This is a genomic window from Amaricoccus tamworthensis (genome assembly GCF_049800875.1).
GTDB lineage: Bacteria > Pseudomonadota > Alphaproteobacteria > Rhodobacterales > Rhodobacteraceae > Amaricoccus > Amaricoccus tamworthensis.
Genome location: NZ_JBNAFV010000017.1, coordinates 59,167 through 86,048, shown reverse-complemented (window position 1 = coordinate 86,048; position 26,882 = coordinate 59,167). Strand labels below are relative to the sequence as shown.

The window sequence follows — 26,882 nt, the reverse complement described above, 5'->3', positions numbered from 1 at the left end:
TGGCGTTGGGAACGGATTCGAGCGGGTAACTTTATTTTGTAGCGGGAGGCTTTCAGGTCTTTAAATTTCGGATCGAATGTCAATATGGTGTGTCACACGCCGCCGATGGCTCCTGTGATAAGCTTCCCTCAATCAACCAAATCTGTTTTGGCCCTGCCCAAAATCCGGTCAGATGTCGGGATATCACTAAAAATTTTGAAGAAGACCTGATCTGTCTGGCAAAAATGCACTTGAAGCGGTCAGAATAAAACCGATGTTTAACATGTACGGGGTAACACTACCCTGACTTGCCCCAGGCCGGTTTCCCCAAAACCGGCGGGTTCATACCGGAAGGACGCGGAGATGCCCTCATTTTCGAGCACCCTCGAAGCCGCAATTCACAACGCACTTGGTCATGCCAATCAGCGCAAACATGAACTTGCGACACTGGAGCACCTGCTTTTGGCGTTGTTGGATGAACCTGACGCCTCTCAGGTCATGAAAGCCTGTGGCGTTGAGGTGGAAGCCCTGCGCAAAACAATTGTGGCGTTTCTCGACGACGAGCTGGATGCTCTTGTTTCCGATATCGAGGGATCCGAAGCCGCACCGACAACAGGATTTCAGCGCGTGATCCAGCGCGCCGCGATTCACGTCCAGAGCTCGGGCCGCTCGGAAGTCACCGGCGCCAATGTTCTTGTCGCGATCTTCGCCGAACGCGAAAGCCATGCGGCATATTTCCTGCAGGAACAGGACATGACGCGTTACGACGCGGTCAACTATATCAGCCATGGCGTTGCCAAGGACCCGGCCTATGGCAGCACCCGTCCGATTCACGGTACGGAAGAACCGGCTGAAGAGGCGAAGGCCCAGCCGTCGGGTTCCGGCAAGGAAGCTGAGGAGACCGCTCTTCAGAAATACTGCGTCAACCTGAACGAAAAAGCCGAGACCGGTGACGTCGATCCGCTGATCGGCCGCGCCCATGAGGTTGACCGCTGCATTCAAATCCTCTGCCGGCGCCGCAAAAACAACCCGCTTCTCGTGGGCGATCCCGGTGTGGGCAAAACCGCCATTGCGGAAGGTCTGGCCCGAAAGATCATTGACGGTGAGACGCCGGAAGTTCTCTCCGGCACCACGCTGTTCTCGCTCGACATGGGCGCCCTGCTCGCCGGTACACGCTACCGCGGTGATTTTGAAGAGCGCCTGAAATCGGTGATGAAGGAGCTGGAATCCCATCCGGACGCGGTTCTGTTCATTGACGAGATTCACACGGTCATTGGCGCAGGTGCCACCAGCGGTGGTGCGATGGATGCCTCGAACCTGCTGAAACCGGCCCTGCAGTCGGGTTCCCTGCGCTGCATGGGCTCCACGACCTACAAGGAGTTCCGTCAGCACTTCGAAAAGGACCGTGCCCTGTCCCGCCGGTTCCAGAAAATCGACGTGAACGAGCCGAGTGTTGAGGACGCCTTCAAAATCCTCAAAGGCCTCAAGCCCTATTTCGAGGAGCATCACTCGATCCGTTATACGGTCGATGCGATCAAAACGGCTGTCGAACTGTCGGCCCGCTACATGCATGACCGCAAACTGCCGGATAAGGCGATTGACGTGATTGACGAGGCTGGAGCCGCGCAGCATCTGCTACCGGAAACCAAGCGGCGCAAGACCATCGGTACGCGTGAAATCGAGGCCGTGGTCGCCAAGATTGCCCGCATCCCGCCGAAAAACGTGTCCAAGGATGATGCCGAGGTTCTCAAGGACCTGGAAAAATCCCTCAAGCGCGTTGTGTTCGGTCAGGATAAAGCCATCGAGTCGCTGTCGTCCGCCATCAAACTGGCCCGCGCCGGTTTGCGTGAGCCTGAAAAGCCCATCGGCAACTACCTGTTCACCGGTCCGACCGGTGTGGGTAAAACCGAGGTGGCCAAACAGCTCGCCGATACGCTGGGCGTTGAACTGCTGCGCTTCGACATGTCGGAATACATGGAGAAACATACGGTCAGCCGTCTGATCGGTGCGCCTCCGGGCTATGTCGGCTTTGACCAGGGCGGACTGCTCACCGATGGTGTGGATCAGCATCCACACTGTGTTCTTCTGCTCGACGAGATGGAGAAGGCACATCCGGACGTCTACAATATCCTGTTGCAGGTGATGGATAACGGCAAGCTGACCGACCATAACGGCCGGACGGTGGATTTCCGCAACGTTGTTCTGATCATGACCTCCAACGCGGGTGCCGCCGAGCAGGCCAAAACCGCGCTTGGATTTGGTCGGGAACGTCGGGAAGGTGAGGATACGGCCGCCGTTGAGCGCACGTTCTCGCCGGAGTTCCGCAACCGTCTCGACGCGGTCATCGGCTTCTCGCCGCTGCCGAAGTCGGTCATCCTGCAGGTTGTCGAGAAATTCGTTCTGCAGCTTGAGGCACAGCTTCTGGACCGCAACGTGCATATCGAGCTTACGCCAAAAGCGGCCGAATGGCTGGGCGAACAGGGCTACGACACGCATATGGGTGCGCGCCCACTGGGTCGCGTGATCCAGGAGAACATCAAGAAGCCGCTGGCCGAGGAACTTCTGTTCGGCAAGCTCACCAAAGGTGGCCTCGTTCGGGTGATGGTGTCCAAGGACAAACTGGTTCTGAAAATCGAACCGGCTGGCCCGCCGCAGCTGTCATCGAAGAAAACGCCACTGCTTACGGCGAAGTAAAAATCAGGCCCGCGCAGGAAACTGCCCGGGCCTTTTTCTTGGCTGCAATCAGGGAATCGAAGATTCGATTAGACGGCTCGGATCAGTTTTCGTTCGAGGACACGCAGTACTGTATTGAGATCCTGACCGCGCTTGAGAATGCGCCCATCCATACCGATGACGCAGTAGAGTTGCTGCTTCGCGGCGAGTTTCGGGCGCTTTTCGATGCGGTACACCGGATGTTCGGCGGTGTGACGGAAGACGGAAAACACGGCGACGTCGCGCAACATGGAAATTCCATAATCCCGCCAGAGCCCTGCGGCCACCATTCTTCCGTATAAAGCCAGTATGACGGAAAGTTCCGTCCGATGAAAACTTACGCGGTCCTGAACTGGTGGAAACTGCGCTACATCAACATTTTGAACCATGTCAGCAGTGTGGCGCCCTTTGCCGTACTTGGCAAGTTTTACGGCTCAGGCAACCCAAAATCCCGTGCGGATTTATCATCGGAATTCGCCTAAAATTTTCGTCTTATTCACGCCGGTTGGCGCGACCTGCATGGCCGAAGACCTCAACCAGAAACGCGGTGCTGATTCCGAAGGAAAGCAGACCCGCAATCGCGGCAAACGTCGCATAGATTCGCAGCCCTTCGCCAAGCACGATGTCACCGTAACCAAGCGTGGTGTAGGTCACGATGGAAAAGTAAACGGCACCATTCCAGTCTGGAATGACCTCGGTGTGCACGAAAATGAATGCCCAAATCCATATCTGAACCGTGTGCGACCCAATGACCGCGCCCAGGGCGGTGAGCAGAATGGCAAAAGACTTACCGGGGGTTCTCCAGCCCCGCCCCCCCGCATGCTCCCCTACCCAGGTGACCACGGGCATGCCGATGGCAAAGGCCATAACGTGAACCACGGTACAGAGAGTTAGAAAAACGCTGCCCCACAAAATCTGGTGAAAAATGTCCATCTAAACCTGTCCGGCAGAACCGATGAGCATACTGATGTTCGTGGGTATCAGGCGATGATGGGCACCCGCCTGATCGGGGCATTTTCCAGTGCGGTAACAACGCATCAGGGGCAGCCGGCCATCTCCATTAGCCGGCTGGCAACAAATCAGTGCAGGTGGGCGTCCACCGCGTAGCGTCCGCTCTCACGCATCGGACCAAACATTTCCGCAACTTCGGGATGATCGACCGGATCACCGGATTCATCCGTCACGAGATTCTGCTCGGACACATAGGCGACGTAGTAGGATGTCTCATTTTCAGCCAGCAGATGATAAAACGGCTGGTCCTTGTCCGGACGGTTTTCCTCCGGAATGGACTCCCACCACTCATCCGTGTTGCTGAAGGACGGATCCACGTCAAAAATTACACCGCGGAACGGATGGAGTTTGTGGCGAACCACCTGCCCAACCGTGAATTTTGCGTACGACGTCAACATAATCATAGAGCCTGAAACATGGTATTACACGCCACACCATATAGATGGGGCCGTATCGTGTCCACAGACCAGGACATACTTAAGTGATTGCGGTTAAGGCGACCGAATCAGTGGGTCTGCGCGCGGACGGTACATGCTGCGGTTGCCTCTGGCAAACTCCCTGTCGTCAGGATCATGGCCCGACAGGGGTGTTGGGGCGCATTTTAGGTGAGTTTTTCTTGCATCGGGAAAATTATATGCGATCCTGTCGCCGACGTGCAAAAAAGACACGCGAGCAGGAACCAAAATGTACTTTTCTAAACGCTTCGGGCGTTTGCTTGTGATCGGCATGTTGCTGGGCCTTGTGGCCTGCAGCAGTAACAAGCCCCCGAGTACCGTTGTGGATGCATGCCGGATCAAGGGTGAGCGGCCCCACTGGTACAAATCCATGGTGAAAACCGAAAAGAAATGGGGCGTACCCGTTTCCGTTCAGATGGCCACGATTGCCCGGGAATCGAGTTTCCAGCATGACGCGCGCCCAACGAAACGTGTTGGCAGCTGGATCTTCGCAAGGGACGTGCCACGGTCGTCGGCACTTGGTTTCTCCCAGGCGCTGGACGGTACCTGGGACATGTACAAGCAGCAGACCGGACGCCGGAGCGCGGATCGTACTGATTTCGCAGATTCGTCGGACTTCATTGGCTGGTACATGAGCCACAACGCCAAAATCAACGGCGTTGCCCGCAATGACGCCTTCAACCAGTACCTCGCCTACCATGAAGGGTTCAGTGGATACGCCCGTGGAACCTGGCGCGGAAAATCGTGGCTGCCCGTTGTTGCGACAGACGTTCAGCGATGGGCAAACCGCTACGAATCCCAACTGGCGGGGTGCAGCTGAGGTCGCTTGGTTTTGGAAACAATTTCCAGAAGCAAACGCAACTGTTGACCCTGGCGGTGCATCCCTCCTAACCTCCGCAAAACAGGGGGTGCCGGGATGGACAGGTTCGCCGAACTGGAGGCGTTCGTAAACGTCGTCGACAATGGTGGCTTCACTGAAGCCGCCAGAAAGATGGGCGTTTCGAAATCGGCGATCTCAAAAAGTGTATCCGCTCTGGAAGCCCGCCTGGCCGTGCGGCTTCTAAACCGTACCACCCGCCGCGTCAGCCCCACGGAGGTTGGCCTGGCGTATTATGATCGTGCCATAGACGTGCTCAAGGATGTGAACGACGCGGACAGCCTCGTCACCTCAATGCAGGCAAGCCCACGGGGTTCTTTGAAAGTCTCCGCCCCCGTCAACTTCGGCATCGGACATCTGTCCTCGGCGGTCGCGCGGTTTCTGACCCGCTATGAGGATGTCGACATCAACATGGTGCTCGACGACCGGTTTGTGGAACTGGTCGCGGAAGGGTTCGACGTCGCCATTCGAATCGGCACACTCGACGACAGTTCGCTCAAGGCGCGCAAGCTCGCCGAGACCCGCATGACCCTTGTGGCCTCGGAGGGGTATCTGAAACGGTTCGGCACACCCAAGACCCTGGAGGATCTGAGTTCGCACAACCTCCTGCACTACTCGCACCTGTCCAGCAGCAACTACTGGAAGCTCAAAAGCCAGTCAGGCGAGGTTCGGCAGGTCAGAGTGGGCGGTCGTCTTACGGTGAACAACGGCGCGTCCCTGAAAATGGCGGCAATCGCCGGGCTGGGAATCGCTCACATTCCGACCTTCATAGTCGGATGCTCCGTGGAACAGGGCGATCTGGTGCGGCTGCTGCCGGATTTGAGGTTCGATCCAATGGGCGTTCATGCGGTTTACCCGTCAGGCCGGTTCATGCAGCCGAAACTGCGGGCGTTCATCGATTTCCTCGTGGAGCATTTCCGGACCGTTGATACCGACAACTGGCCGATTGGCGCGACCTGAGTAATCAGGACCGCGCCATCGCGTGGTATTCCGGGTTTGGCCGCATATCCACCGCGCTCGCCATTCGGTTGGTCATGTTGTAAAATGACGCGACGCTGGCGATGTCCCAGATGTCCCGGTCGCTGAAGCCGTGATCGCGCAGAACCTGGCGGTCGGCTTCCTCAATCGATTCACTGGCGCGCGTCATCTTCACGGAAAAATCCAGCATCGCCCGCTGGCGCGGCTCCAGTGGGGCCACCCGGTAATTGAAGGCAATCATCTCCCCAAGTTCGGGATTGCCCGACAGACTGCGCACCGCGGCCCCATGCGCAACCAGGCAGTAAAAACATCCATTCTCGGACGAAACAGCAACAGCGATCATCTCCCGCTCAAGTTTGCTCAGCCCGCTCTCGCCGAGCATCAGATCATTGTAGAGCGCAGTAAACGCATTCAGCTTGTCGATGTCGTGTGAATAGGCCCGCAGGACATTCGGAACCAGACCGAGTTTTTCCTGGCAGATGTCAAAATACCGCTGCGTTTCCTCGGGCAACGGCTCCGCTGGCGGAAGATTGAGGGCGGTCGGCTGTTCCATCGTAATTCCCCGGATCAATCCTGTTGTATCCTGTAATGGTACCTCGCCCGTTCCTCCATTCCCAGTCCTGCATAGAGCGCCCGGGCACCCGCGTTCGCTTCAGTCACCGCCAGGGAAAAGAGACTGGCATTCCGCATTTTCGCCCAGGCGGCCGCCGCACGGGTGACACGCGCGCCCACTCCGCGCAGTCGCGCCGCTGGCAAAACCTCAAGCGCGTGAAGCATGGCGACACCATCGTGTATCGCGACGAATCCGGCTGCAACGGGCCGGTCACCCTCCCGACCCATGATCCAAGTCTTCGGCCCCAGCGCTCTGCTCATCACGGCCAAACGGTCGCGCCCAATGCCTCCGGCCAACCAGATTTCCGCCATACCGGCCAGCGGCGCCTCGCAGAAAATAGTAGTCTCGTTCAGGTCATCGCTCGCCAGCTCATGGCTGGGACCTGCCAATATGACGGTATGATCGCGCGCAATGTAGCCTCGTGCGGCAAGCCGCGCGTCGAGGTCAGTCTGGTGATCCCGCACCTGAAACAGCGGGGGCTGACCCCATCCGCGCATGGTGGCCTCGGCAGTTTCCAGATCACCGGCATTACCCACGAGGCTCGCAGCGGTGACACGGTTTCCGCCACCGGTACTGCGCCGCAGGAGCCACGGGCCTTTTGTACAGGATTCCTCGGCCGGCCATGTCGCGGCCAAAACCTCATAAAGATCGGCCATGCAGCTAGTTTCTCTGGCCGACAAAGCGTCCAGCCTGCTCCGGTCGCGGCATGCCGACATGAGCAGACGCATAACCCGCCAGCTTCGCCATCACTTCCGGGGCCGGCATACAGGTTCCCCGCGTGGTCAGATCGACATGCAGGAGGAACGTCTCCACCGTCGCGGCAAGCCGACCGTCACCGCCGTAAAGCCGGTTGAAGAGGTGCATTTTCTTGCCCTCGCCGAGCAGGACCTGTGTGGTCACCGTAAGCGTTTCGCCTTCCCTGAGTTCACTCAAATAGCAAAGGTGGTTTTCGGCCGTGAAGTAGCTTTTGCCGCCCGCGATATAATCAGCATCCGCGCCAACCAGTTCCATGAACCGGTCCGAGGCCTGCGCCGAGGCCACGAGGTAGTTGGCCTCGTTCATGTGACCGTTATAGTCGGTCCATGTCTGCGGAATTTGCCGATCCACAGTGACGGGACAGCCGTCAGGTCCTGTTTTTGTGTCCACCAGGGTCAGATCATGCTCGTTGACCGTGCCACCCGCACCCGACCCCGACGCCCGCAACGCGCGGATCATGCCCACGAGGTTATCGTCGCGCAGCCGTTCCAGCTCGCGAATGGACCGCCCACCCGACTGCGCATCGGACTGCTCAACAATCATGTCCACAAGCTCGGGTGTAAACTCCGGCACGTCCATGAGTTTCGTCCAGGGCCACTCCAGCGCGTGGCCGAACTGTTCGATGAAATGCCGCATCCCGGCCTCACCACCGGCAATCCGGTAGGTTTCGAACAGCCCCATCTGAGCCCAGCGCAGACCGAAGCCATACCGGATGGCGTCGTCCAGTTCCTCAGTCGTGCAGATGCCGTCATTGATCAGCCAAAGACCCTCGCGCCAAACCGCCTCCAACATGCGGTCCGCAATGTGCGCGTCGATTTCCTTGCGCACGACGAGTGGTTTCATTCCAATGGACTGCAGGTCCCGAACCACCGCATCGACGGTCTCGGAAGTGTTCGCCGCTGTCGGCACGACCTCCACCAGCGGCAAGAGGTAGACGGGGTTGAAAGGATGGGTGACGAGAATCTTCTCCGGATTGCGCGCACCGTCCTGGAGCTGCGAAGGCCGGAAACCCGATGTCGACGAGCCCACAATCGCACCCGGGTTGACCGCCTGAATGCGGGCATAGGTCTCCTGTTTCAGTTCCAGACGTTCGGGAACACATTCCTGAACCCACTCCACGCCTGAAACCGCTCCCTCCAGCGTATCACAAAACGTAAGTTTCCCCTCGCCTGGCAGAGCCCGGTCATAAAGCGACGGCAGCGACCGCCGCGCGTTTCCCAGAACGGCATTGATTTTGCGGGCCGCGTCCGGATCGGGATCATAGATGTTGACGTCCCGGCCGTTGAGCAGGAACCGCGCCACCCAACCGCCTCCAATGACGCCCCCGCCGATTATCGCTGCCCTGGCTGCGTCGGTCATTTCGGCATCCTTTTGGTCAGACCCAGTTTGCTGCGGACGTCCCCGGGGCCCATGAGCGACGAGCCAAGATCCATCACGATCCGCGCGGCCTTTTCAACCAGCTGCGCGTTGGTGGCGAAAACCCCTTTTTCCAGCATCAGATTGTCCTCAAGACCAACGCGCACGTTACCGCCGGCGAGGACCGATGCGGCAACATACGGCATCTGATCGCGACCCAAAGAAAACGCGGACCAGGCCCAGTCGGCCGGCACGTTGTTGACCATCGCCATAAACGTGTTGAGATCATTCGGCGCGCCCCAGGGCACACCCATGCAAAGTTGCACCAACGCCTTGGGTGCCAGGACACCTTCACTCACCATTTGCTGCGCAAACCACAGATGCCCGGTATCAAAGGCCTCGATCTCCGGCTTGACCCCCAGTTCGGTCATCATGCCACCCATTGCCCTCAGCATCCCCGGTGTATTGGTCATGACGTAGTCAGCCTCGGCGAAGTTCATGGTGCCGCAGTCGAGCGTGCAAATCTCCGGCAGACACTCGACCACATGCGCCATGCGCTCGGTCGCGCCCACCATATCCGTACCTTCGGAATTCAGCGGCAGGGGCTGCTCCGTGGAGCCAAAAACCATGTCGCCGCCCATGCCGGCGGTCAGGTTCAGAACAACATCCGTGCCGGAGGACCGGATCAGTTCGGTCACTTCGCGGTAGAGCTCCACTTTCCTCGAAGGCACACCGGTTTCCGGTTCGCGCACATGGCAGTGAACGATGGCGGCACCGGCTTTGGCGGCATCGATCGCGCTGTCGGCGATTTGTTTGGGACTGCGCGGCACATGCGGTGAACGGTCCTGCGTGCTGCCCGACCCCGTAATGGCGGCGGTGATGAAAACGTGGCGGTTCGGGGCAAGAGGCATGAAACAGGTCCGTTCGTCGGGATGTGATTGCGTCAGTGTTTGGGCCCGGATGCTAGGAGGGAAACACGGCGCAGACCATGCCGAATTTTACAGATTCAATGCGGATTTCGCGCCGAATTGCGATTCAAGGCCATGCCACCTTTGGCCACATCCCCGCCTCCGCCTCGTGAATTTTTTGCGAACCCCGTACCTGCCCAGCGCCAATATGATAGTTCGGGTGCGGGTGTGTTTTAGGGTATTTTATCAATGGAATTCAGGCATTCTTCCACGCTGGGCGGGTCCGACCGCTACCCCGGACTGGTGCAACTCGACAACGGACATCTTCTCACCGTCTGGTCCGACCTTGGCCGCGATCCGGGGTACGATGGCGCAACGGGTGTCTTTGCCAAGATTTTCAGTTGGGATGTCGTTCCCCTCACCCTGGAGTTCTCCCTTCACACAAACACTCCCGGCGACGATTACCGCCCCAGGGCCGCAGCACTTAAAGACGGCTTTGTGGTCGCCTGGGACAAGCAGGACGACGACGGCTATTTGTTTTCGGGGAATTTCCGGCTGTTCAACAATGACGGCACACCCGCGGGAAAACAGGTGGAGTTTGCCAGCGATGACAGGGACGACGTTCGCATCCAGGACGTCGAGGCGTTGAAAGATGGTGGGTTTGCCATCGTCACGGCAGAGGGTTACCTGAACACGATTCACGATATTGTGGTCTACGAGTACGACGCTGACGGGGAATTCGAGAAGAGCAGGAAGCTCGCCACGGCCGATGACATCGGCAACAGCTACTTTATCGACCTTCCCCAGGCGGATCTGACCATCCATGACAGTGGGGCCGTGCTGACCTGGTGGGAAGGCAACGACGCGACCCGGCTTGAGGACTCGGTCTATGCCGCCGCCTTCAAAAAGTCGTGGAAACCGGACAGCGATCCGGTAGTCATCTCACCGACCGAACTACCCAAAGGCGCGATCTTGGACCCGCATGACGACGATACCCACGCAAGCTCGGTTGCCCTGCCGAACGGGGACCGGGCCGTGATCTGGACGGCGGAACATGACGATGACGGCACTGCTGATTCCGATGTTCTGTTCCGTTTGATCGACGCCACCGGCCAGACTGCAGGCAGGGTCCGTACTCTGGAGCCGGGCACCGAGGGCCAGGAACAGGTCGCGCAGGATATCGTACATCTCGGCGGGGGCTTCACGCTCGGGATCTATGCCGATGAGGACACTCATGCGGGCGGACATTGGGATTTCCACGCGCATCTCATGGGGCAGGTTTTCACGCCGCAGGGAAAGGTCTTCGGGTCGGCCCTTCAGATCACGGAAACCCTGCAGGAGGATGTCTACAGGGGTGATTTCGAGCTGCTCAAAAATGGCGGTCTGGCCGGAGTCTGGGAAGCGGACAGCACGACCGGTTACCGCATCGATACCTACGCGACCGTACTTGGCTCTGATGTCGGGGCTTTCGGCGTGGAAACATTCGACGGCCTGGTTGCCGGCACACCCGATAACGACAAACTCTCCGGATCTTCCAATGGAGATTTCATTCTCGGCGCATCCGGCAGCGACCGGATCAAATCCGGTGCCGGTCGCGACGTTGTGCTTGGTGGCGACGGAAAGGACAAACTGTCCGGAGGCAAAGGCGACGACGTGATTTTCGGCGGCGGCTACCGCGACCGGATTGAAGGCGATAATGGCAACGACACGCTTTTTGGTGACCGTGGCGATGATGGCCTGAAAGGCGGCAGCGGCGCGGATATGCTGTCCGGTGGAAAAGGTGATGACAGGCTGAAGGGCGGAAAAGGAGGGGATGTCTTCGTCTTTGATGCCGGCAAGGACAGGATCGTCGATTTTGGACGCGGCAATGACGAAATCTGGATTGATGGTGACGTCGTCGGCGGCTCCAGGCCAGCAGTAAACAAAGTCATGGATTACGCCGAAAAGAAAAACGGCAACATCATTATCGATTTCGGCGAAGGAGACAGGCTGCGCATCGATGATTTCACCAATATGTCCGAACTGGAAGACGCGCTGCTTATCGTGTGAGGTTGAGGTGGCCCGGCAACGTCGCCGGGCCAGGTCATAATCAGGTCAGTTCGCGGACGTCCGTAAGGTGTCCGGTCACGGCCGCGGCGGCAGCCATTGCGGGCGACAGGAGATGCGTGCGTCCACCACGTCCCTGCCGTCCTTCAAAGTTCCGGTTCGACGTGGAGGCACAGCGCTCACCGGGGGCAAGCTGATCCGGGTTCATGGCGAGGCACATGGAACACCCGGCCATACGCCATTCGAAACCGGCCTCAATGAGGATGTCAGCGATGCCTTCCTCCTCAGCCTGCGCACGAACGAGGCCGGATCCTGGCACGATCATCGCACGGAGACCTTCCTTGACCTTGCGGCCCTTCATCACCTTGGCAACCTCACGAAGGTCCTCAATGCGTCCGTTGGTGCAGGAGCCGATAAAGACGGTGTCGATTTTGACGTCGCTCAGTTTGGTGCCTGCGGTCAGGCCCATGTAATCGAGCGAACGGCGCACCGCATCGACCTTGCCACCCGTGAAGTCCTCCGGGTTGGGCACGGTACCGGTGATCGGCAGAACGTCCTCGGGCGAGGTTCCCCAGGTCACGACCGGCGCGATGTCGGCGGCATCAAGTTCAAGAACCTTGTCGTAATGGGCACCCTCATCGGAGAAGAGCGTTTTCCAGTATTCAACCGCCGCCTCATAAGCCGCACCTTTGGGCGCGTGCGGACGGCCTTTGACATACTCAAACGTCTTCTCATCAGGCGCAATCAGACCGGCGCGGGCACCGCCCTCAATCGCCATGTTGCAGACCGTCATACGGCCTTCCATGGACAGCTCACGAATGGCCTGACCGGCATACTCGATCACATAGCCCGTACCACCGGCCGTTCCTGTCGCACCGATGATGGACAGGGTGATGTCCTTCGCGGTCACACCGGGGCGCAGCGAGCCGTTGATCCTGACCAGCATGTTTTTGGATTTCTTCTGGATCAGCGTCTGGGTGGCCAGAACGTGCTCCACTTCCGACGTACCAATACCGTGCGCCAGTGCGCCGAATGCACCATGGGTCGCGGTGTGGCTGTCGCCGCAGACCACCGTCATGCCCGGAAGCGTCCAGCCCTGCTCGGGGCCAACGATGTGCACGATCCCCTGCCGCACGTCGTTTACACCGTAATAGGTGATCCCGTTCTGCTCGGCATTGCTTTTCAGCGCCTCAACCTGGATGCGGCTCTCCTCGTTGGAGATGATGCCGCTTGCACGGTCGGTCGTTGTGGGCACATTGTGATCGGGGACGGCCACGGTTTTGCCAGGCGCGCGAACCTTGCGACCGGCCATGCGAAGCCCCTCAAAAGCCTGCGGGCTGGTCACCTCATGGACCAGGTGGCGGTCGATATAAAGCAGGCAGGTGCCGTCATCAGATTCGTGTACGAGATGGGCATCCCAGATTTTGTCGTAGAGTGTTTTTGGCGCTGTCATGGCTATTCCTCTGCCAGAATGTTCAGGAGATCAGAAATTCACTATATGGTTCAGCCACATAGCCGCAGGGTCACGTGCCAGCGGTGGAACCGCCAGGGCAGCCGCGCGTGATCATCCATGTCAAACATTCCATTCATGGCGCTTCTCTAACGCTTCCTGGATTTTTGGGCAAGAATGGGTGCGGTTTCCCACTCTGAACGCCGATACCGTGAATTGGGGGCCGGTCCCGGGCCTTCGACGCCATTTGCCGAAATCAGCTTGCAATCCCGACCCCGATCTGAAAATGAACTCTCAACTCAGGGGTGCCGCGTAGTGTCGCGGCTGAGATGTGGGCACAAGTCCACGGACCCTCAAAGCTGATCTGGATAATGCCAGCGTAGCAAGGAGACTGCACATGTTCGTAGGCGCACAGGTTTCACTTTATCCCATGACCGACGGGTTCGTTGACGTCATTTTGGGATCGCTCAGGGCGCTCGACCCCTGGCGGGACCGTCTACGAATTGAGACCGACGATATTTCAACACTGATCGTTGGACCTCCCGAGGTGCTGTTTCCCGCCCTGCGCGACCTCTTTGCCGAAGCGGCTTCGACCGGCCATCATGTAGTGCTGCGCGCCACATTGTCGCGCGGATGCCCGGGTGAGCCGGATGATCCCATTTGCCGGACCGGCGCGCTGGCCAATCCGTCCGAGCCTCTCGAAACGAGGCAGGACGCCGCGCTCGAGGCCCTGGCGGCAACTGCCGACACGGGACAGCACGCGGCCGCACAGTTTTCGCTCTATGTCATGGGCGCGGGCGACCACATGCTCGAGATCATGGGCTGCATCGACTTCCTGAAGCGAAGCGGCACTTTTGACCGCTCCAAGAACTTCTGCACCCGGCTCTCTGGCGATGCGGGCCCCGTTTTCGCTACGCTTCAGCAGGCGTTTTGCCGGTTTGGTCCGCCAAACGGTCACGTGACGATCGACCTGACGGTTTCAGCCAACAGCCCCACCGGGACCTGACAGGTTGAGCCGTCCCCTGCCCCGCCACACCGGCGGAGGCATTGCCCAGGCCGTCCCGGCCGTGCTGAGCGTGACCTGCGCCATCATTGCCTGGGAAATCCTGGTACATGTCTCCGGCATATCGCCCCTGATGCTGCCCGCGCCTTCGCGGGTGGTGGAACAAATGGCAGTGAACCGACAGCTGCTTTGGGAAAACACGCTGCCCACGATCCGGGCGACCCTGGCAGGGTTTTCCCTGTCCATGACCGTGGCATTCGTCCTTTCGGTAGCGCTGGATTTCATGCCGCGCGTGCGCCGCGCCCTTTTTCCGATCTTTGTGATCAGCCAGACCCTCCCGCTGGTGGCAATCGCGCCGCTGGTTGTGTTCTGGTTTGGTTTTGATCTGACGCCCAAGGTCCTGCTCGTCGCGCTGGTCACGTTTTTTCCGATGCTGGTGGCTTTGGTGGACGGGTACGAGGCGACCGACCCCGAGATTGGCGAACTGCTTCGCTCCATGGGAGCCTCGCGGAGGGTCGTGTTCCTCCGTGCGCGTCTTCCGTCGGCGATGCCGTATTTTTTCGCGGGACTAAGGATTTCGATCACCTACGCGGTCGTGGCCGCAATTTTCTCGGAATACGTCGGAGCGCGGGCGGGCCTCGGCATCGTGATCCTGAACGCCAAAAACAGCTTCCGCCCCGACCTGGTTCTGGCCGCGGTGGTCATCAGCTCCGGCCTGACGCTCGTATTGTTTGCCATCACCGCGCTGCTGCAACGCGCCGTTCTGCGCTGGCGGTATGTGGGTGACGGAAAATGAGCATTCTTCAGTTGCAGAACATGTCCGTCACGCTGGGCGAAACGGAAGTGCTGAACGACATTTCAATGCATGTCAAGGCCGGCGAGTTCGTGTCCATCCTCGGTCCGTCCGGCGCCGGGAAATCCACCATCTTTCGCCTTCTCACCGGCGCCCTGCGTCAGGATCGGGGCGAAATTCTGTCGAATGATCGGGAACTTAACACCGCCACCGGCCAGTTCGCCTTCATGCCGCAACGCGATGCCCTGATGCCGTGGCGACGGATCATCGACAACCTGACCCTCGGGCTGGAAATCCACGGAATGAAGCGAAAGCAGGCACGGGAAAGGGTCCGACCACTGCTGGCGAAGTTCGGTCTGGATGGTTTCGAAAGACATTATCCCTCGCAACTCTCCGGCGGAATGCGCCAACGCGCCGCGCTGCTGAGAACCGCGGTCCAGGCCCGTCCAGTTCAGCTGCTTGACGAACCGTTCGGCGCGCTCGACGCCCTGACCCGGACCCGAATGCAGACCTGGTTCGAGGAACGCTGGCGCGCGGCAAACTGGACGACCCTGCTCGTCACCCATGACGTGCGCGAGGCGGTGGCGCTTTCCGACCGGATCTACGTTCTCTCGCGCCGGCCCGCGCGCGTCATTGCCGATATACCGGTGAATATCCCCCGCCCGCGCCTCGGTCATCCGGCTTCCCCCGAAGCCCATGAACTTGAGGCCCATCTGCTCGAAATACTGCTGAACCAGACAGGAGAAGACCCGTGAAACACCTTTTGAGCGCTGCGATTATATGCGCCGCCATCCCGGCCGTCGCCCAGGAAAAACTCAGTGTCGCACTCGACTGGACGCCCAACACAAACCACGTTGGCCTTTACGTGGCTCAGTCCAGGGGCTGGTTTGAGGAAGCAGGACTTGATGTGGAGATCCTGCCCTATACCGACACCTCTTCCGGCACGCTCGTGGCGACGGGTGTTGCGGAGTTTGGCATCCTGAGCGCCGTGGGCTTCCACAGCCAGCGTGCCACCGGCGCGGACATGACCGCAGTCATGGCGGTAGTTCAGCACGAAACCGGGCATCTGGTCTTCAACGGCGAGCGTGAGGACATCCAAAGACCCGCCGATCTCGACGGCCTCACCTATGCCGGTTTCGGCAGCGCCTGGGAGGAGGCCCTGATCTCCACAATCATTCGCAATGATGGCGGAGAGGGCAATTTTGAGACTGTCACCCTAGGCACCTCAGCCTACGAGGCGCTGGCCAACGGGAGTGTCGACTTCACGCTGGAGGTCAGCACATGGGAAGGCGTGAACTCCGTTCTGCTCAACCGGCCCCAGCGTGCCTTCAAATACACCGATTACGGCGTTCCGGATCAGCACACCACCTTTCTGGGAGGCAACAGCACCTGGCTCGCGAACAACCCGGAAACAGCGGAAGCCTTCGTGAAGGCCGCCCAGCGCGGCTATGGTTTGGCGGCAACCAACCCCGAGGAAGCAGCCGACATCCTGATCGCCGGGACCTCGGGCATGTTGACGAACGCCGAACTGGTAAAAGCCTCAATGAAGGCACTCGTTGCGGGTGGCTTTCTCCAGGACCCGGGCGAGGCGGTGGGCGTGATTGACCCCGACATGTTTGAGAGCATCGCGGGCTTTCTGTTCAGCGCAGGCATCCTGCGCGGCGGCGATGGTCACCCGCTCGAAACCATGCCGAACGTGTCAGGATGGTACACCAACCAGTATCTGGAGCAGTAATCGTGCCGCCCCCGCCCCCGTTCAGATTGGGGCGCCACCGGCCCAGAAATCCGCATGAGGGCGGATTTCCCCGGCATTGATCCCGGAACGGCTCAAAATGGGCGGGTTGAGCCGTTTCGCCACGGCAGGCATGTCCGCCTCAAACACCCCGAGCCGCGCGAGAATGGCGGCAATCGCACATTCCGCACCACGGGTACTTCCATCCTCAATTTTGATCGCGACCCCGATTTTCTGTGCTGGCAAAATAGCGGTGAAGAGAGCCTCGGCACCAAACTTGACCGCGACCGTACCGGCCGCGGCCTCCATCAACTCGGTACAGGCGCGGCCCTCCCCGGCAACCAGGTGCGGATGCGAAGACATGGCACCGACCAGACGCTCCGCCGCCCGACCCCGCGTCGGGCCCAGGCCGGCAGGATCGGCCATCCGCGCCATCGCGAGGGCAAGCCCGCGAACGGTCGTGCCGAAATTTGGTGCTGAACACCCGTCGACGCCCCAGCCGGTGATGTTGGCTCCGGTCATCTCCTCAAACCCGGCCCTCACGGCTTTTTGAACGGGATGGTCGACCTCGATATATTCCGGGGAACCGCGCAGATGGTCGTTCAACATGACAAACCCGGCGTGTTTCCCGGAGCAGTTATTGTGCAGGTTGCACGGTTTCTCATTGGCGGCCCGCAACCGGTGCCGCTCGGTCCGGTCCCATGGCACCTGCGCACCGCAAAGAAGGTCATCCTGCGTGTGTCCCTGCTCCGCCAGCCAGGCCGACACCCCTGACACATGCGCTTCGCCGCCCTCGTGGGACGCACAGGCAAGCGCAAGACGGCTGGAGGGCAGGTTTTCCGCAGCACCGCTCTCTACCAGTGGCAGAGCCTGAAGCATCTTGCAGGACGAGCGGGGCAGGATGACCTGATCGGGATTACCCCAGGCGGCACGGATGTTGCCGGAGGCATCGCAGACGACCGCATGCCCCCGGTGAAGACACTCGACAATGTCTCCCCGGCGTATTTCGACCAGCACTTCCGCGTCGCTCATGCGTGTTCCCTCCGGCAGCATTTACATTTGTTAAATGGTTAACACGCATTGGTGTAACGGCTGGTTGAACCACCGTCAAAGAACTGGCATATGCCCCATTTAATGAGGTAGACTAAATTGTATGTTATCGCCAAAAACAAGCTGTACCGCAGGCAACGTCACCAAGAGACAGTCGGGAAACAGCAGGTGAACGAGCAGGAGACAGTTTAAGATGATGCGCAATGCAATCAGGCCGGTCGCAATGGCTCTCGCCATATCGCTTAGCACTCCGGTTCTGGCCCAGACCACCGAAACCGTTGCCACCCACTCCGACTGGGCAGTTGTTGTCGCAGGTGATCCCAAGGAATGCTACATCGTATCGCAGCCGACGAAATCCGTCGCGCGGCGTGGCGGCAGCACCGTTGATGTGCGTCGCGGTGATATTCGCCTGTTCGTATCCTTCCGCCCGAACGAGAACATCGCCAACGAGATCAGCTTCACCGGCGGATACCCGTTCAAGTCCGGTCAGGCGGTCAAACTCGAAATCGGTGGCCGTACCTTCAACATGAGCCCTGGAACCGGCGCGGGCGCCGAATGGGCGTGGACATCCGTGAGCGACGACGCGAGCGCCGTGGCTGCCCTGCGCGCCGGAGCGACCGCCACGGTTACCGGCGTCTCCACCCGCGGCACCACTACGATTGACGACTTTTCGCTGATCGGCTTCACCGCCGCTGTCACCGATGCCGAGGCGCGCTGCAAGTAACCGCAGCGAACCGCCGGGGCTGATCCATCAAGGGGCAGCCACCGGCACCCGGACTGGTTATTTTCGCAAAATGTGATATCAGGCGCGGAATCGCCGCACTGCGGCATGACCGGAACCCAGGATATCATCGTGAGCGCGACCGCACCCATCACCCAGGATCTTCTGACCATTCCCCGCCGGGACACGGAGGAGGGGCTTCCCAATATTGTGGGTCTCACCCGGGAACAGCTGCGCGACGCCCTGATCGAGGCTGGAACGCCTCAGAAGCAGGCCAAAATGCGTGTCGGTCAGATCTGGCAGTGGATCTACCACAAGGGCATTCAGGATTTTGCGCTGATGACGAACCTGGCGCGGCCCTATCGCGACATGCTTGCCGAGCGGTTTTCCATTACCCGACCGGAAATCGTGACGCGCCAGGTGTCAGAGGATGGCACCCGCAAATACCTGCTGCGAATTGCGGGCGGGCATGAGATCGAAACCGTCTATATCCCGGAAGCGGACCGCGGCACGCTCTGCATCTCCTCTCAGGTGGGCTGCACCCTCACCTGCTCCTTCTGCCACACCGGTACGCAGCGGCTGGTGCGCAACCTGACACCCGCTGAAATCGTTGGCCAGATTCTCGTGGCCCGCGACGACCTTGAGGACTGGAATCGCAAACCGGATGAAAAACGCCTCGTGTCCAACATCGTTCTGATGGGCATGGGCGAACCGCTCTATAACACCGACAATGTCCGCGACGCCATGCTGATTGCCATGGATGGGGAGGGAATTGCCCTGTCGCGTCGGCGCATCACCCTGTCGACCTCCGGTATCGTGCCGGAGATCGCGCGTGTGGGTGAGGAGATCAACTGCCTGCTCGCGATCTCATTTCACGCAACCACGGACGAGGTGCGCAACCGCCTCGTGCCGATAAACAAAAAATACAACATCGAAGAACTGCTCGATTCCTGCCGCGCCTATCCGCGCCTGTCGAATGCCGAGCGGATCACGTTTGAATACGTGATGCTCAAGGATGTGAACGACACGGACGCCGATGCACGGCGGCTGGTAAAGCTGATTTCCGGGATACCTGCCAAGATCAACCTGATCCCGTTCAATCCCTGGCCCGGCGCCCCCTACGAACGCTCGGACCCGGAGCGGATTGAAGCATTCGCCAACATCGTCAACAAAGCGGGTTATTCCAGCCCCATTCGGCGTCCACGCGGTGAGGACATCATGGCTGCCTGCGGCCAGCTGAAATCAGCTACCGAACGTGCCCGTAAAAACCCGCGCATGCAGGCCGGATCGGCCGGTTGAGCGAACTCCATCCGAACCTGATCGCGATTCAGAAGGCCGTGGAGGCCTTCAACCGCAACGACATAGCCGCGGCAACGGCCTTCATTTCACCTGACGTCGTATACCGGATCGCCGGAAACAGCCCGATTGCCGGGGAGCATCACGGCATCGCCGCCTTTGCCGGACTGATTGAAATTATCAAGCGGCTTAGCAACGATACCGTTCGCATCCAAATCGAGGAAACCCTGGTGAATGACAGCACCGTGGTTCTGGTCACCCGTGTCCAGGCTGAGCGGGAGGGTCGCGTTCTGGACCAGCCCCAAATCTACCAGTACCGGTTCGACGACGATGGTCGCATCATTGAGGGACGCACGGTTCCGGTCGACCTTTACGCCTACGATGCGTTCTGGGCCTAGGCCCGCTCGTCCTTCGGCGACCCCATGACAATATAGGATGTAATGGCATTCACCTGGGGCAGAGTCCCCAGAATGTCCGTATGGAAATGCTTGTAGGCTGCCAGGTCCGCGGCCTCGATTCGCAGAAGATACTCCACCGTGCCTGTAATGTTGTGACACTCCACCACCTGCGGCGCGACCGCGATGGACCGCTCAAAAGCATCCTGGGAGGCCTTTGTGTGGTTGCTGAGACCAACGGTCACATAGGCCGCAAATCCCCGCCCCAGCACCTCTCTGTTCACCGTTGCTCGGTAACCGGTGATGACGCCACGCCGCTCGAGGTCCTGAACCCGGCGCAGACAGGCGGAGGGTGACAGCCCGACCCGGTCAGCCAGGTCCACGTTGCTGATTCTCCCGTCTGCGGTCAGAACGCGCAATATATGTTCGTCAATCTGATCCATATTCGTGTTTTATTGTGAATTTGATCCTGAGATCAACAGAACACAATCATATTGCGGTCGTTTTCGTACATTGTTGCGAAATGACCTACGAACTGATGATCGCCCTCACCGTTTTTGCCTTCGTCGCGACGGTATCACCCGGGCCCAACAACCTGATGCTCATGGCATCGGGCGCCAATTTTGGCTTTCGCCGCAGCGTGCCACACATGGCGGGCATTGGCATCGGATTTGCGGTGATGATCGCCCTGGTGGGCGTCGGCCTGATGGGGATCTTCGAAACCTGGCCCGTGACCAACTTAATCCTCAAGGTGCTTGGCACCGGCTACATGTGCTGGCTCGCCTGGAAGATCGCCAACAGCGCCCCACCGGAAAAGGCGGAGGCAGAGGCCAAACCATTGTCATTCATGCAGGCGGCGCTTTTTCAATGGGTTAATCCCAAAGCCTGGGCGATGGGCATGACCGCCATCAGCATCTACACCCCTGACCATGATCTGCTCTCGGTCCTCACCGTGGCGCTCATATTCGGACTGGTCGCGATCCCGAGCGTCAGCCTCTGGACCCTGATTGGCCAGCAGATCCGCCGCGTGCTGAACAACCCCCTTCGACTACGGCTGTTCAACGGAACAATGGCGGTGCTTCTTGTTATGTCACTCTATCCGATCCTGATGACCTGATCGCCACGCCGGTTTTCAAAAAGTGTATTCATCCCGAACCGGTTTAGCGATATATCAATCGTAGCAGGAATAATTGGACATCCGAAAAGGATGCCAGACATACAGTGAGAGCAGGCCATGACCAGGAGAACTTGGTTGAACACGGGATGTGGGACACACCCGGCAGACATTACCGGTTGCGAAAACGGAGCGGACCTCAATCGCAGGCGGGCCCTCGGTCTTGCTGCGGGATTTCTGACGGCAGGTGCCCTGCCCGCTGCGGCCTCAGGTCCGGATAGTGGCCCCTTTCGGCATCAGATCAGAACCTACGCCAACCATGTGGTCGTCTCTAAACGTCACCGCGTCATGGCGCTTATGGATGGCGAGACCGAGCTTAAAAAATACCGCATCCACCTTGGATTTGACCCTCAGGGCCACAAGACCCGCTACGGCGACGGTCGCACCCCCGAGGGGCGTTACTACATCGACCGCCGGAATCCCCGCAGCGAGTTTTATCTCAGCCTCGGAATCAGCTACCCCAACAGCCGGGACGTGGCACGGGCCATGGCGATGGGCGTGAATCCAGGCGGCGACATTTTCATCCACGGCGGACCCACCAAACCCGAGGACCGTCGCAAGCGGGACTGGACCGCGGGCTGCATTGCCGTGACCAACGAGGAAATTGAGGAAATCTGGTCCCTGGTGCCTACCGGCATCCCGATAACCATTCTGGGTTGAAAAGGTCGGCCTTTACTGGCCGATCACCTGCACCCACCAGGTCTTGCCGGACTCCTCCTCATACCAGCCAAGCCCGACACCCCGGGCCGCCGGATCGACGATCACCGCCCGGGTATCCGCGAAATCAAGCCAGGTCTTGAGCACAGTCAGATCGGAATCCGCGCCTTCTGAAATATTCTCACCGACCAGCTCGCCCCGGTAACCGGCACGGAACGCCCGCTCTCGGGGGCTCGTCATGTCGGACCCGAAATGCCAAGCCCTCTGCTGCACCGCCATATCCCGCGCGTGGGTTTCCGCCGCAGCATTCAGCTCTGCCGAGAGTTGCACCGGCGTCAGCCCCGCCTGAATGCGAATCGCATTTACGGCATCCACGTGGCGAAGCCGGATCGCATCCCGGTCACCCGGGCTTATCCCTCCTCCGGACCTCGATGCGTTCTGGTCGCAGGCAACTGCGGCGAAGAGGACGGAAAGAAGCAGGAGGGTTCTACGAAACATGAGGGGATGCGTCCGTCAAAGTTGTGTTTTGGTCCAATACCATGTTTGGCAGACCTTACAAATCCAATCGGGTTTTCGCATTGTTCAGGGTGACGGGAAAGACACGGTTTCGACATCCAGTATTTCAAAAAAGCCTTGATAACGTCCGCGTGGCAGAAAAGTTCCACAAGGCAGTCATTTTGTGGCAATTTGGTTTGAATTGTAATGTCTCAACTGTGAGTTGCCGCCGGACTTTCAGGGTCATATTACTGGTCTGGTCCAGGACAGATACGCACCCGGTTCCGGATGAGCAGAAAGGCAAACATGAAGATCAACAGACGTGCTTTTACCCGCGCCGCCCTCACCGGTCTGGCGGGTGTCGCCGCAGCGCCTGCGCTGGCCTTAACCGAGGAAACGGCACTCAACGACTACGTACCCGATTCCCAGGATCAGCAGACACTGCTGCGGCGCATTTCAGGCCTCAAAATGCGCAACTGGCAGGACCATTTCGACAGCATCAGCAACGATGCCATTCTGTGCGATACGCGCGACAGAGTCCTGCATTACTGGGGTTCTGACGGATTTTACCGGGTTTATCCGACCGCCGTACCGCTCAACGACACCCTGACCCGGCGCGGCCGTACGGAGATCACGCTCAAGCGTCCCGATCCCGAATGGCGACCCACGGAAAACATGCTTAAACGCAACCCGGATCTGCCGCGCTACGTCGGCCCGGGTCCCGACAATCCGCTTGGTGTTCGCGCCCTCAATCTGAGCTGGCCCGCCTACAGGATTCACGGGGTCAACGACATCCGCAAAATCGGTCGCCAGTCATCGAATGGATGCATCGGTCTGTACAACGAACACATCCTCGAGGTGTACGATCGGGCCAGCATCGGAACGCCGGTGTTGCTTATATGACAACACCGCAAGTTTCATGGAAATCAGTACTATCAGTGATTGAAACCGCTTCGGAAAATTGATTAAGCTTATCGCATTAACTCAACCGATCGCAGGTCCGGGGGGGTTACCAGATTCGCAGACCCGCACTCTTAGGAGGACTAAAATGAAGTTTCTTGTTTCCACTGCGGCAGCGGCGCTCCTGCTGTCCGGACCGGCATTCGCTGGTAATCTCGTATTCGACGCTCCTGAGGAGCCGGTTGTAGTTGTAGAGCCGGAGCCCATGGGTGGTTCCAACGCAGCATGGCTCATTCCGGCCATCGGTCTGGCTGCTGTTGCTTATGCAATCACCAACGACGATGACGACGACGACGACGATTCCACCGAGGAATAAGAACACTGCGATCAAACGTCCCATGGGACTTTGGTCAGCGGATTTTGGGGGGTGATGCGGTTCGCATCACCCTTTTTTTGTGGCCTGAATTTTCATTATATCCGCGGATATACTTTGCTAACCCACTGTAATCGCGGGGTTCAGCAGAACAACGCACCGCAGGGATTTGCCCTGTCAGTCGAGCGGCTCAAGAATCTGAAGGTCGATCAGGTCCATCTTTGGCCCAACCCATTGCAGGCTCCGCCAGACGAAACCGGTGGACGTATCCACGAAGTGGAGGTTCTCGAATTCGCCGTCAGGACCGGAGCAGTATTCGCTGATTTCCAGACCCCGGTAGCGGCGTTCGAGAATGACGATTTCACTTACGTCACCCGCCTCAAACCGACATGTAAAATTCATAATCGTTCCGCGAGGGCTGTCGGCAGGGAACTCGTAATGACGGGTTATGCCGGAGGGCCAGTTCGCTGGCGGCGTCGGGCTCGCAACGGGATCGACACCGTCGGTCCACGACACCAGAAGGTCCCAGCCGAGACCACGGGTTGCACGAATAGAACTGCCCCGCAGGGTGATCTGCTGCTGGAACGAGGAGACATAGGTCACCTGCCCCCGGTTCTCGGACGCCGCATACATCAGCGTTGGGGACGGATCGGAAGTCAGGCGCGCCCAGACCGCCGCCACGTTGGCCGTTTCGATATCCTGGCGCGTGATCGGCTTGGGCGGGTTGCGGCGCTCCTGGACGCGCTCATCGCCGGGCAAAAGGCCGCCGACCTCCTCAATGACGGCGCCGATGACCGGACCGGTACCGCCGCTGCCGCAGGCGGTTAGGAGCGCGGATGCCGCGAGCAGAATGCCAAATCTTCCGATCATTGCCAGAATGCTCCCCAGTTGCGTTCCAAGTGATAGCTGTCCTGATCGCGGATTGTGGGATAGATGCGGTTGGCCACGTTCAGAACAGCGCCACCGTCGCTGGACAGCGACCGCAGGCTGCCACTGATGGCTTCGCGCGTTTCAAACGGTGTCGACCAGCGGAGCGGGATAACAAGCGTGACTCCCTTGTCGAAGCTGCCCTCTCCGAAATCATCGGAGGACACATTGGTTTTGGTCGCAAATGCCCCGATCGCCCATCCATTGGCAAAACGCCGGGACACGGAGACGGTGCCGCCCCAGTCGCCGGCGAGATAGCGGCCGGCATCAAACTGGGCCTCAAGCCCCTTGTAACCGGTGTTCCAGTAGAGGGACGCATGGCCGGTTACGACATCGTAGTCGGTGAAGCCCATGAAATCATCCGGATCACGCTGCTTGACCCAGTTGACCTCCATGCCGACGCCCCAGTCCTGCTCGACCGGCTTCCAGAGCACCTCACCACTCAGACCGGCAAACTGACGCTCAATGTAGCCAACCGTTGCCCGTGTGTAGGTGTTGCGATCAAGTTTGGTCAGATAGTCACCGGTCAGGCGCATCAGTTTGGGATCGTATCCCGCATAGTAGTTAGAGGAATTGCTGCGGACCTGCGGCAGTTCGCGCTTTTCGGGATCGTCGATGTCATCCTCGTCGACGTCAAACGCGCCAAGAACAGGCTGCCGGATGCGGCCGGAGAAAGACAGGCCGCGGGACAGTTTAACGGAGCCACGGAATTCCAGGCTGAGCTGCGGCTTGAAGCCCTCGTTGCCGCCAAAGATCTGAATGACCGGCACCGGCAGGATGGCCCAATCGTATAACGGGTATACATCCCGCCGCCAGATTTCGCCTTCAAGGGACGGGACGGCACCCGTAAGCGATACGGCCTGCCAGCTTTCCTCACCGGCATCTGGCTGATCGACCAGATCCTCAATGTCGCTGCGGGCGATTTCAACGGTCGTGGTCGGCAGACCGTCCTCGACCGTTGTGATGCGGAAGGTCTCAATCGAATAGGGCATGCCCACGGCCAGCACCCGTGCGGTGCGTCCAATGGCTTTCGGGGCCTGGTTGATGCGCTGGTTGATGATGAAAATATCCACCGCATCGGCCTTCAGACGAATCTCGTCAACGACAATGTAGTCGGTGCGAAGCGCATCGCGGATCGCCTGGATCAGCGTTTCACGAGCGGCGGGATTGTTCACCCAGCTCCCGTCACGACTGTAATGCTCCGGCCTGCTGTTGACCGGCATCGGACCGGCCCCAAGGTTCTGGGGGACCGGTGGCTCCTTGGGGTTCGCGGAAAGCGAAACGTTTACGCCGACCGTCGAGCCATACATGTAATAGGCACCCATGGTGAGGGCACTGTTCGGCGAATATTCGAGGCCAAAGTTGAAAGGCGAATTGCGTTCGAATTCGCTGTCGGGACCGGCCTGTTCCCTCTCATAGGCATCCGACGAATATTCCGCCTTGAATGTCAGGTTCTCCACCGGCGTGCGCCATTCAACGCCCCCAAAGAACCCCATGTCTTCGCCGTGGAAGTACTGGTCGATAGCCGGTTTGCCGCCATTGCCGAAATCCCTGTCCCTTTCACAGAAACTGTCGGAGAGACTGCAAAACGGGTTTTTGACGTTGCCGACGCCGCTCAGGCGTCCCCAGCCGATACCACCGGTCAGGGTGAAATCATCGAGCAGGGTTTTGGTACCGACGAGATACTCGCTGGAATACACCCCCGTACCGAGCAGGTCGCGGAAGCCGAGGGCCACGGCGGGCTGCCAGCTGTTGCGGTTTTCTTCGAGAAGAAGGAACTGAAGGTCAAAACTGCGGTCAAACAGATCGTAGCCTGGATTATCCTGCTGGCCCCAGTCATAGATTGTGGAGTAGCGCAGGCTGCCGGATACGCGGGGCAGGATCTGGAAGCTGAAATTGCGGCGTAGGGTATTGCCGAAATAGGACACGCCTGCGGAAACCTGGCCGTCAGGCTGCGGCTGCGCACCCGGCATGTCGATGAGACCGGTACCGCCATAGAGGTTGAGGCTGGGTCTTGGCATGGGTGTCTGCTGGGCCGTCGCAACGGCACCGTTGCCCCACACGCCCAGCGTCGCCAGTGCCGTAACCGCCACTCCCGCGCGCAGGTTTTTCCTCAACATGCCACCCGCCTTTGTTTTCACCGGTTTCCGGTGCACCGCTCTTCGTTGTTGCGAAATTTCTGACCGATTTTGCCGCAAGTTTCCAGCCTTGTTGGCGAATTGGCC

Annotated in this window: 29 protein-coding genes and 1 riboswitch; of the genes, 16 read left to right on the top strand and 13 right to left on the bottom strand. The window is 59.3% G+C overall.

Annotated features, from left to right (window positions below):
* Positions 1-342 precede the first annotated feature (342 nt).
* Positions 343-2,673, top strand: a complete 2,331-nt coding sequence (clpA, locus tag ACP15P_RS19665) for an ATP-dependent Clp protease ATP-binding subunit ClpA (protein WP_424930183.1) — start codon at positions 343-345, stop codon at positions 2,671-2,673.
* Between the two features lie 68 nt (positions 2,674-2,741).
* Here clpA and ACP15P_RS19660 read toward each other — a convergent pair whose 3' ends face one another.
* Entirely contained in the window at positions 2,742-3,080 is a 339-nt protein-coding gene (locus tag ACP15P_RS19660; RefSeq protein WP_424930182.1) for a DUF2794 domain-containing protein, read from the bottom strand.
* Here ACP15P_RS19660 and ACP15P_RS19655 point away from each other — a divergent pair.
* Positions 3,021-3,173, top strand: a complete 153-nt coding sequence (locus ACP15P_RS19655) for a hypothetical protein (protein WP_424930202.1) — start codon at positions 3,021-3,023, stop codon at positions 3,171-3,173. The genes ACP15P_RS19660 and ACP15P_RS19655 overlap by 60 nt on opposite strands.
* Positions 3,174-3,183: 10 nt before the next feature.
* Here the strand turns inward: ACP15P_RS19655 and ACP15P_RS19650 are convergent, their stop codons facing one another.
* Positions 3,184-3,624, bottom strand: a complete 441-nt coding sequence (locus tag ACP15P_RS19650; RefSeq protein ID WP_424930181.1) for a potassium channel family protein — start codon at positions 3,622-3,624, stop codon at positions 3,184-3,186.
* Between the two features lie 146 nt (positions 3,625-3,770).
* Positions 3,771-4,100, bottom strand: a complete 330-nt coding sequence (gene hspQ, locus ACP15P_RS19645; protein WP_424930180.1) for a heat shock protein HspQ — start codon at positions 4,098-4,100, stop codon at positions 3,771-3,773.
* A gap of 286 nt (positions 4,101-4,386) precedes the next feature.
* On the opposite strand from hspQ, the gene ACP15P_RS19640 reads away from it, so the two are divergent.
* On the top strand, positions 4,387-4,977 hold the full coding sequence (locus tag ACP15P_RS19640; protein ID WP_424930179.1) for a transglycosylase SLT domain-containing protein: 591 nt from the start codon (positions 4,387-4,389) through the stop codon (positions 4,975-4,977).
* A gap of 96 nt (positions 4,978-5,073) precedes the next feature.
* Positions 5,074-5,994: a LysR family transcriptional regulator gene (locus ACP15P_RS19635; protein ID WP_424930178.1), complete on the top strand. Its 921-nt coding sequence runs from the start codon at positions 5,074-5,076 to the stop codon at positions 5,992-5,994.
* Between the two features lie 4 nt (positions 5,995-5,998).
* On the opposite strand, the gene ACP15P_RS19630 is transcribed toward ACP15P_RS19635, so the two are convergent.
* From ACP15P_RS19630 to ACP15P_RS19615, 4 genes are read right to left on the bottom strand one after another with little or no spacing between them, the layout of a single operon-like run.
* Complete coding sequence (locus ACP15P_RS19630; RefSeq protein ID WP_424930177.1) at positions 5,999-6,565, bottom strand: peroxidase-related enzyme; 567 nt, start codon at positions 6,563-6,565, stop codon at positions 5,999-6,001.
* Positions 6,566-6,579: 14 nt separating this feature from the next.
* Positions 6,580-7,281 (bottom strand): GNAT family N-acetyltransferase, encoded by a 702-nt coding sequence (locus ACP15P_RS19625; protein ID WP_424930176.1) that lies wholly within the window; start codon positions 7,279-7,281, stop codon positions 6,580-6,582.
* A 4-nt stretch (positions 7,282-7,285) separates the two neighbouring features.
* On the bottom strand, positions 7,286-8,740 hold the full coding sequence (locus tag ACP15P_RS19620) for a carnitine 3-dehydrogenase (RefSeq protein WP_424930175.1): 1,455 nt from the start codon (positions 8,738-8,740) through the stop codon (positions 7,286-7,288).
* Positions 8,737-9,648, bottom strand: a complete 912-nt coding sequence (locus ACP15P_RS19615; protein WP_424930174.1) for a beta-keto acid cleavage family enzyme — start codon at positions 9,646-9,648, stop codon at positions 8,737-8,739. The genes ACP15P_RS19620 and ACP15P_RS19615 overlap by 4 nt, the downstream gene beginning before the upstream one ends.
* A 246-nt stretch (positions 9,649-9,894) precedes the next feature.
* Here ACP15P_RS19615 and ACP15P_RS19610 point away from each other — a divergent pair, with 246 nt between their 5' ends.
* The gene (locus ACP15P_RS19610; RefSeq protein WP_424930173.1) at positions 9,895-11,694 is read left to right on the top strand and encodes a calcium-binding protein; all 1,800 of its coding nucleotides are present in this window, start codon (positions 9,895-9,897) and stop codon (positions 11,692-11,694) included.
* A gap of 40 nt (positions 11,695-11,734) precedes the next feature.
* Here the strand turns inward: ACP15P_RS19610 and leuC are convergent, their stop codons facing one another.
* The gene (leuC, locus tag ACP15P_RS19605) at positions 11,735-13,144 is read right to left on the bottom strand and encodes a 3-isopropylmalate dehydratase large subunit (RefSeq protein ID WP_424930172.1); all 1,410 of its coding nucleotides are present in this window, start codon (positions 13,142-13,144) and stop codon (positions 11,735-11,737) included.
* A 288-nt stretch (positions 13,145-13,432) separates the two neighbouring features.
* A riboswitch (TPP riboswitch) is annotated at positions 13,433-13,545 on the top strand.
* On the opposite strand from leuC, the gene ACP15P_RS19600 reads away from it, so the two are divergent.
* The 4 genes from ACP15P_RS19600 (at position 13,539) to ACP15P_RS19585 (ending at position 16,672) form a co-directional block, all read left to right on the top strand.
* The gene (locus tag ACP15P_RS19600; RefSeq protein WP_424930171.1) at positions 13,539-14,147 is read left to right on the top strand and encodes a YkoF family thiamine/hydroxymethylpyrimidine-binding protein; all 609 of its coding nucleotides are present in this window, start codon (positions 13,539-13,541) and stop codon (positions 14,145-14,147) included. It overlaps the preceding riboswitch by 7 nt.
* Before the next feature lie 4 nt (positions 14,148-14,151).
* Positions 14,152-14,940, top strand: a complete 789-nt coding sequence (locus ACP15P_RS19595; RefSeq protein WP_424930170.1) for an ABC transporter permease — start codon at positions 14,152-14,154, stop codon at positions 14,938-14,940.
* Positions 14,937-15,692 (top strand): ABC transporter ATP-binding protein, encoded by a 756-nt coding sequence (locus ACP15P_RS19590; RefSeq protein ID WP_424930169.1) that lies wholly within the window; start codon positions 14,937-14,939, stop codon positions 15,690-15,692. The genes ACP15P_RS19595 and ACP15P_RS19590 overlap by 4 nt, the downstream gene beginning before the upstream one ends.
* Complete coding sequence (locus tag ACP15P_RS19585; protein ID WP_424930168.1) at positions 15,689-16,672, top strand: ABC transporter substrate-binding protein; 984 nt, start codon at positions 15,689-15,691, stop codon at positions 16,670-16,672. The genes ACP15P_RS19590 and ACP15P_RS19585 overlap by 4 nt, the downstream gene beginning before the upstream one ends.
* A gap of 21 nt (positions 16,673-16,693) precedes the next feature.
* On the opposite strand, the gene ACP15P_RS19580 is transcribed toward ACP15P_RS19585, so the two are convergent.
* Positions 16,694-17,701, bottom strand: coding sequence for an asparaginase (locus ACP15P_RS19580; RefSeq protein WP_424930167.1), 1,008 nt, complete (start codon positions 17,699-17,701; stop codon positions 16,694-16,696).
* Positions 17,702-17,912: 211 nt separating this feature from the next.
* Between ACP15P_RS19580 and ACP15P_RS19575 the strand changes: the two genes are divergently transcribed.
* From ACP15P_RS19575 to ACP15P_RS19565, 3 genes are all read left to right on the top strand, one after another.
* Positions 17,913-18,443: an invasion associated locus B family protein gene (locus ACP15P_RS19575; RefSeq protein WP_424930166.1), complete on the top strand. Its 531-nt coding sequence runs from the start codon at positions 17,913-17,915 to the stop codon at positions 18,441-18,443.
* 129 nt (positions 18,444-18,572) lie between these two features.
* Positions 18,573-19,739, top strand: a complete 1,167-nt coding sequence (gene rlmN / locus ACP15P_RS19570; RefSeq protein WP_424930165.1) for a dual-specificity RNA methyltransferase RlmN — start codon at positions 18,573-18,575, stop codon at positions 19,737-19,739.
* A complete protein-coding gene (locus ACP15P_RS19565) occupies positions 19,736-20,134 on the top strand; it encodes a nuclear transport factor 2 family protein (protein ID WP_424930164.1) in 399 nt (132 codons plus the stop codon). Before rlmN ends, ACP15P_RS19565 begins: the two co-directional genes overlap by 4 nt.
* On the opposite strand, the gene ACP15P_RS19560 is transcribed toward ACP15P_RS19565, so the two are convergent.
* A complete protein-coding gene (locus ACP15P_RS19560) occupies positions 20,131-20,574 on the bottom strand; it encodes an Lrp/AsnC family transcriptional regulator (protein WP_424930163.1) in 444 nt (147 codons plus the stop codon). The two genes, ACP15P_RS19565 and ACP15P_RS19560, sit on opposite strands and share 4 nt — an antisense overlap.
* Positions 20,575-20,654: 80 nt before the next feature.
* Here ACP15P_RS19560 and ACP15P_RS19555 point away from each other — a divergent pair, with 80 nt between their 5' ends.
* Both ACP15P_RS19555 and ACP15P_RS19550 read left to right on the top strand, forming a co-directional pair.
* Positions 20,655-21,248 (top strand): LysE family translocator, encoded by a 594-nt coding sequence (locus ACP15P_RS19555; RefSeq protein WP_424930162.1) that lies wholly within the window; start codon positions 20,655-20,657, stop codon positions 21,246-21,248.
* Between the two features lie 117 nt (positions 21,249-21,365).
* Positions 21,366-21,965 carry a L,D-transpeptidase family protein gene (locus ACP15P_RS19550; protein ID WP_424930161.1) on the top strand — a complete coding sequence of 200 codons (600 nt, stop codon included), beginning with the start codon at positions 21,366-21,368 and terminating at the stop codon, positions 21,963-21,965.
* 12 nt (positions 21,966-21,977) lie between these two features.
* Here ACP15P_RS19550 and ACP15P_RS19545 read toward each other — a convergent pair whose 3' ends face one another.
* On the bottom strand, positions 21,978-22,460 hold the full coding sequence (locus ACP15P_RS19545) for a CAP domain-containing protein (RefSeq protein WP_424930160.1): 483 nt from the start codon (positions 22,458-22,460) through the stop codon (positions 21,978-21,980).
* 303 nt (positions 22,461-22,763) lie between these two features.
* Here ACP15P_RS19545 and ACP15P_RS19540 point away from each other — a divergent pair, with 303 nt between their 5' ends.
* Positions 22,764-23,360, top strand: a complete 597-nt coding sequence (locus tag ACP15P_RS19540; protein ID WP_424930159.1) for a L,D-transpeptidase — start codon at positions 22,764-22,766, stop codon at positions 23,358-23,360.
* A 145-nt stretch (positions 23,361-23,505) separates the two neighbouring features.
* A complete protein-coding gene (locus tag ACP15P_RS19535; protein WP_424930158.1) occupies positions 23,506-23,733 on the top strand; it encodes a hypothetical protein in 228 nt (75 codons plus the stop codon).
* 174 nt (positions 23,734-23,907) lie between these two features.
* Here the strand turns inward: ACP15P_RS19535 and ACP15P_RS19530 are convergent, their stop codons facing one another.
* Entirely contained in the window at positions 23,908-24,600 is a 693-nt protein-coding gene (locus tag ACP15P_RS19530) for a YjbF family lipoprotein (protein WP_424930157.1), read from the bottom strand.
* A complete protein-coding gene (locus ACP15P_RS19525; RefSeq protein WP_424930156.1) occupies positions 24,597-26,777 on the bottom strand; it encodes a YjbH domain-containing protein in 2,181 nt (726 codons plus the stop codon). The genes ACP15P_RS19530 and ACP15P_RS19525 overlap by 4 nt, the downstream gene beginning before the upstream one ends.
* Positions 26,778-26,882 lie beyond the last annotated feature (105 nt).